The organism is Dyella sp. SYSU CM1112 (genome assembly GCF_058216415.1).
Map to the genome: position 1 here is coordinate 1 of NZ_JBZEGI010000031.1, position 5,762 is coordinate 5,762.

Annotated in this window: 3 protein-coding genes and 1 pseudogene; all 4 read right to left on the reverse strand. The window is 57.1% G+C overall.

Annotated features, from left to right (window positions below; translation table 11 throughout):
* A partial coding sequence (locus AC4HNJ_RS21370) for an IPT/TIG domain-containing protein (RefSeq protein ID WP_490481643.1) occupies window positions 1-2,143 on the reverse strand: 2,143 nt, incomplete at its 3' end.
* Between the two features lie 198 nt (window positions 2,144-2,341).
* A pseudogene (locus tag AC4HNJ_RS21375) lies at window positions 2,342-2,524 on the reverse strand (hypothetical protein); the annotation flags it as partial.
* Window positions 2,525-2,561: 37 nt separating this feature from the next.
* On the reverse strand, window positions 2,562-3,077 hold the full coding sequence (locus AC4HNJ_RS21380) for a hypothetical protein (protein WP_490481644.1): 516 nt from the start codon (window positions 3,075-3,077) through the stop codon (window positions 2,562-2,564).
* A gap of 11 nt (window positions 3,078-3,088) precedes the next feature.
* Window positions 3,089-5,762: RHS repeat-associated core domain-containing protein (locus AC4HNJ_RS21385; RefSeq protein ID WP_490481645.1), on the reverse strand; the 2,674-nt coding region annotated here is incomplete at its 5' end.

Below are 5,762 nucleotides of genomic sequence, written 5' to 3' on the forward strand. Positions count from 1 at the left end.
TCACGGTACCTGTGACACCCGGTATCAACGTCAATTGACCACTTGCTGGAACGCCATCCGTGCTATCCACCACAACGGTGTAAGTCCCACTGACAGGTAGATTCGACAGATTTAATGTTTGTGAACTGGTGGTGTCGAAATAAGTGTAGTCACCGGTCGGGGTGATGGTCCCCACATCAGGGCGATAGACGACGACGTAGAGATCCTGTCCCGCTGGCGTCGTGCTCACACCGGAGAGATTCAATGCCAACGTTTCGCCAGCGGTAGCATTGAAAGTCAATCGTTCGACTTGACCGGTGCTCAAGCTAATAGCCGCCGGTGTATTGGCGGTTAACGTCGGCCCTACGATGTCCGGTTGCAACAATGCGTTGAACGTCATGATGCCACCACTCGCTGGTGACACGACGACGGAATACGTACCTGCAGCCATGTTCCATAAGAATATTCGGCAATCCGAACCGGGATTGGCGCTGGAACAGCCACTGCTGGTGATTTGTGTGCCGGCAGCGTTATAGATGCTGACACCCAAATTGCCGTTACCACCCGTCACGCTGATATTGCTCAACGTAAATTCCAGGTTGTCGCCGGCATTTGCACCAAACGTCAGGTAAGCATTCTGCCCTGACGCACCGGTGGTATAACTTTGGGCCGCGCCACCAGTTGTCACGGTACCTGTGACGCCCGATACCAATTTTAACTGACCGCTCCCTGGGATACCGTTCGTGAACACCACGACGGTATAGGTACCGCTGGCCGGCAAGTTGGAAAGATTGATGGTCGAGGAACTGGTCACGACGAAGCTGGTGTAGTAATTCGAAACCGTGATCGGCGTGGACAGGGGGCTGTAGACGTACACCGTCATCGTCTGATTGGTCGGTATCGTGCTCACACCCGACAACTGCAGTGCGTAGGTATCTCCGGCGTTGGCATGGAAGGTGAAGCGCTCCAATTGCCCCGTCGCCAAATTGACCGCAGTTGGTGTATTGGCAGCAAGTGATGGACCGATGACATCCGGCTCTACCATCGCGTTAAAGCCAATAATGCTGCTTATATCCACCGGCGACACCACGGCCGTGTAAGTGCCGGGAGCGAGGTTCCATAACGCGATGCGACAGGTGGCTCCGGGATTAGTGGTGTAACAGGACGGTGAGGAGACCACCGTACCCGTGGGTCCATAAACGGTGACTTTGACTTGCGTACTACTCGAACCGGTGATGGTGATGCCGTTGAGGGTCAATTCGTCATTGTCCCCTGGCGCTGCATCGAAGGTCAGAACGCCACTTTGTCCCGCTGCACCCGTGCTGAAGCTCACCGCGTTTCCAATCGCCGCGAGGTAGCTGGCAGGAGCGCCATTGACTTCACTAGCAATGTTACTGGGCAATACCGCCACCGGTACGGCACTCGTGGCACTGCCGTACGGTGTATTCACTGTCACATGACCACTCACCGCATTGCTTGGCACGGTGTACTGCACTTGGGTATCGGTCTGAGACAACACCGACAGCATATCCACGCCTCCCATTTGAGTAGTGGTAGCGTTTGCTATTGGATTGAGATGCGTACCGGTTACCGTGACCGCACCACCTACTGCGACGATTAGAGGACTGACTTGGGCAATCGCGGGAGGAGCTCCAGTGTCGTCGATTACAAATGGGGTTGCACTGGTTGCTGACTGACCAGCCACGGTGACGGTGATCGGCCCTGTTGTTGCACCGCTCGGAACATCTACAACCAATTGGGTGGCCGATGCTGAGAGCACAGTCGCCGCAGCGCCATTGAAGCTCACACTGTCGTTGGCCGCGTTGCCACTAAAGCCTTGACCTTCGATCGAGACCTGCGTGTCGGTGACGCCGTGCGTGGGCATAAAGGCGAAGATGGCCAGTTGCCCGGAAGACAACGGCGCACTGATCTGACTGGCATGCCCGAGCGAGTCGTAACTGTACTGGACACTGGTCCCGTTGTTCGCAGTCACTGCAACCACACGACCGTTGGCGTCGTGCACGTAGTTGGTCGATTGCGCATGCCCGACACCGCAGGCCCAAAGTACGCAATACAGGAACCACGCCAGTGGTGTGCTTAAACGGCACCGAGATGCATTTCGATGCCATCGAGCCGCGCTGACCGCACCGAAAGTTGCACCCACTGCACCCCTTCCGTTTCCCTGCCGCTCCATACACGCATTCCCTTCTGCCGATCCTTCGGAAGCGGCAAGCTTTGTCTCGACCCAAGAGCCCCAGCGCTTAGACACGCCCCGTCTATAGGTGAAAAGGGCGTGAAGTCACCGCTCCATGGCATCAGATGCCACATGAAGAATTTGTGAAGACATCGGCAGTACGCAAAATCAGATTGCTTTCGGTGTAATGGCATCGCCTTGTGTCTCCTGCACCGCATTGTCTCCGTCATACAGGAACTGCGTCACCGTACCCTGCACGTTCTTGGCGATGCGCCGACCCAACGCGTCATAGCTGAAGCTCAACTGAGCATTGCCGTTCTGACTGATCTGTGTGAGCTGGTTTATGGCATTCCACGTATAGGTGTTTACTCATGACATGACAATGCGACTAGAGTGCGTTTTTGATCGTAGTACGACCGTCCGATACATGCTCGACTCTGATCTGATACTTCGCAGTGTAAAAGTTGAGAAGCTCTATAAGCTCCTTCAGATCCGTGGACTGGTCATTGAAATAGATCTTTCGGGTCTTTGTCTCGTTACCCGAGGAAGCTGACGCAAAGATGTTGTAAGCAGTCACATTACGTTTTACCCCCGCCGCTCGAATGGGATAAACGACGATGCGCTGAACTCCAATCCATGGAATACGTTGGATCACTTTTCCTAAAAAAACCCTTGATATGTATTTATCATCGAGAACGACATCCGATTTTCCGATCAAAAACACTCTGCCTAGTAACAGCAGCAACGCTGCGACCAATAGGCAAAAAGCAGACCCACCAATGCCGCCACCCGTCAAAGGTATCGTAATGGCAAACAATATCCACAGCGCAACAAAGAACATTAATACTGTAAAGGCAGGGATAAACCCCTTAAATTTGAAAATTCTTGATGACGTTGCACTCATATGCCTTCTCTTTACTGTTGACACCCACAATCACTTTCGCTTGATGAGCGAAAACCGTGATCTGCTTTAGGGTCCAGAGCTGTTCCGACGGCATTGGCAGCACCTGTGAGTCCGGAAAAGACATTTGATGCCGTACCACCAACAACCGCTTCACCAGCACCAGCGGCAAATGCTTCGCCGCTCATTAACGGAGCCATGGCACCCAAGGCAGTTCCGTACCCAATATCATCATCCCAAGCTTTGGCTTTTTGGCAGTGAGATCGCGTCAAGTCATAAAGCTCGTTACCTGCAACGGTAGATGCAGCTCCAGTTGCTGCCCCAAGTCCTACAGTCGTTCCGGCACCAGCAAGCATGCCGGCAATTCCTTCACCTGCCCACGTAGCAGCAGCCGCAGAGAACTGCGGCGCAATAAATCCGACAGCACCCCCAATTACAGCCCCGGCTACAGCTCCTTGCCAGCCTCCAGCCTCATAGCCAGCTAAGCCACCGGCAACACCACCTATGAGAGCTGTAATAAAATCACGACCACTTGGATCACGATACATGATCGGATCCCCGCCGGTGTAGCCGTAGAAACTCAGCTGGCCACCCCCAAACGTGATTGGGTCCTCACTGATAAAGCCAGCCATCATCGGGCTGTAATAACGCGCCCGGTAGTAATACAGACCTGCTGTATCGGCCTCTCTTCCGGTGTACTGGTACGGATTCGTGAACCCCGTCGTCGTGTCGCTAGCCGTCACGTTGCCATACGGGTCATAGCTGTACTGCTCTTTGAGTGCACCCGTTGGGTCTGTCAACGCAATCGTGCTGTTGAGTGCATCCGTCAGGAAGTACGTTCGTCCTGTCACATCGTTGCGTGCGTAACGCTCGTCGACACCAAGGCCGGTAAGTATCGGGTTGACGGTGCTGCCTTGTGTCTCCTGCACCGCATTGTCTCCGTCATACAGGAACTGCGTCACTGTCCCCTGCACGTTCTTGGCGATGCGCCGACCCAACGCGTCATAGCTGAAGCTCAACTGGGCACTGCCGTTCTGGCTGATCTGCGTCAGCTGATTCCTCGCATTCCACGTATAGGTATTGGTCCCATCACTGGTCAAATTACCATCGGCATCGTAGGTCAACGCCGCACCATTGAAACTCGTCTCCCGGTCATTGAGGTCAAACGTCGCCGCCTGCGTGGTCGCCGTCGGCAACACATCGGTGGCGAAGCTGCCGCCCTTGCTGACGATGCGCCCGTCCGCGTCGTAGGCATACGTGAGGCTGCCCAGCGTTGTGCCGTTGCCTTGGTTGTAGGTCAGCCCGGTCAACTCGCTCGCCGTGTCGTAGCCATAATTGACGGTGATGCCGTTGGGCAAGGTCAGCGTGGTGCGTCGATTATCGGCGTCGTAGGCCAGCTGCACCGTTTCGCTGCCCTGGGTGATGCCGCTCAGGCGGTTGGCGTTGTCGTAGCTGTAGGTGGCGGTGGCTTGCGCCGCGGGGGTCATGCTGGTGCGCCGGCCGGCCGCGTCGTAGGTGTAGCTGACGCTGCCTTGCGGGCTGCTGGTGCTGGTCACCCGATCCAGGCCGTCGTAGCCCCAACTGAGCGTGCCGCTGCTGGAATCGACCAGGCTGGTCAGGCGATTGCCCGCGTCATAGGTGGCCTGGAGGCCGGAGCCATCGGCATAGGACACCAGGCTGCGGCGGTTGAGCGCGTCGTAGCTGATGTCGGTGAGCTGCCCTTTGCGGTCGGTGTGGCTGAGCACCTGGCCCAGCCCGTTGTACGTCCACGACTCGCTCTGGTTCAGCGCATCGGTGCGCGTGATCAGGCGATTGCGGGTGTCGTAGCTGTAGTGGATCACGCCGGTGTTGGGGAGCGTCACGCTGGTGAGGTTGCCGTTGCCGTCGTAGGCCAGCGTGGTGGTCTGGTTGAGCGCGTCGGTGACGGCGGTGACGCGGTCGTTGCTGTCGTACTGGGTCAGCGTGACGTTGCCCAGCGCATCGCGCGTGGCGATGCGTCGGCCCAGCGTATCCACCACGTAGTTCGTGGTGCGGTTGAGTGGATCGGTGAGGCTTTGCAGGTCGTAGCCTTGGTAGCCCAACTGCGCGGTGTGGCCCAACGCATCCTGCACCGCGGTCGGCTCGCCGGCGCTGTTGCATTGGATGGTCGTGCTGTGACCCAGCGCATCGGTGATTTGCGTGAGGCAGCCGTTGGTGTAGCTGAAGGTGATGGTGTGGTTAAGCGGATCGGTCACCGAGGCCAGCTGGTTGTAGTCGCTGGTGTAGGTGAACTGGGTGGTGACGGCATTCGACGTGCCGGACAGCTGCGTGACGCTGGTGACGTTGCCCCACGCATCGTGCGTATACGCGGTGGTGCGGCCCAGCGCGTCGGTCATGCTGTCGACCAGGCCGGACGGTTCGCGGTTGAATGTCGTGGTCTGGGCTAGCGGGGTGCCGTAGGCCTGCGTGTCACTGCTGGGATAACCGCTCACCGGATCGAACGCGACCTGTTCCTGGTTGCCGTTGGGGTCGGTGACGGTGGTCGCGGTGACGTTGTTGTTGCTGTCGGTGGTGTAGGCAAACTGGTAGGAGCTGTTGTCGGCGTAGGTTTGCTGGCTCACGCGCCCGTTGGCGTCGTACTGGTTGGTCACCCATACATGCCCGCGTCGGTCCTGCATGGTCAGCATGCGGTGGTTGCTGTCGTAGGTG

Coding starts and splice junctions, on each gene's coding strand:
- AC4HNJ_RS21380 (WP_490481644.1), bottom strand. CDS start 3,077: ATGAGTGCAACGTCATCAAGAATTTTCAAATTTAAGGGGTTTATCCCT.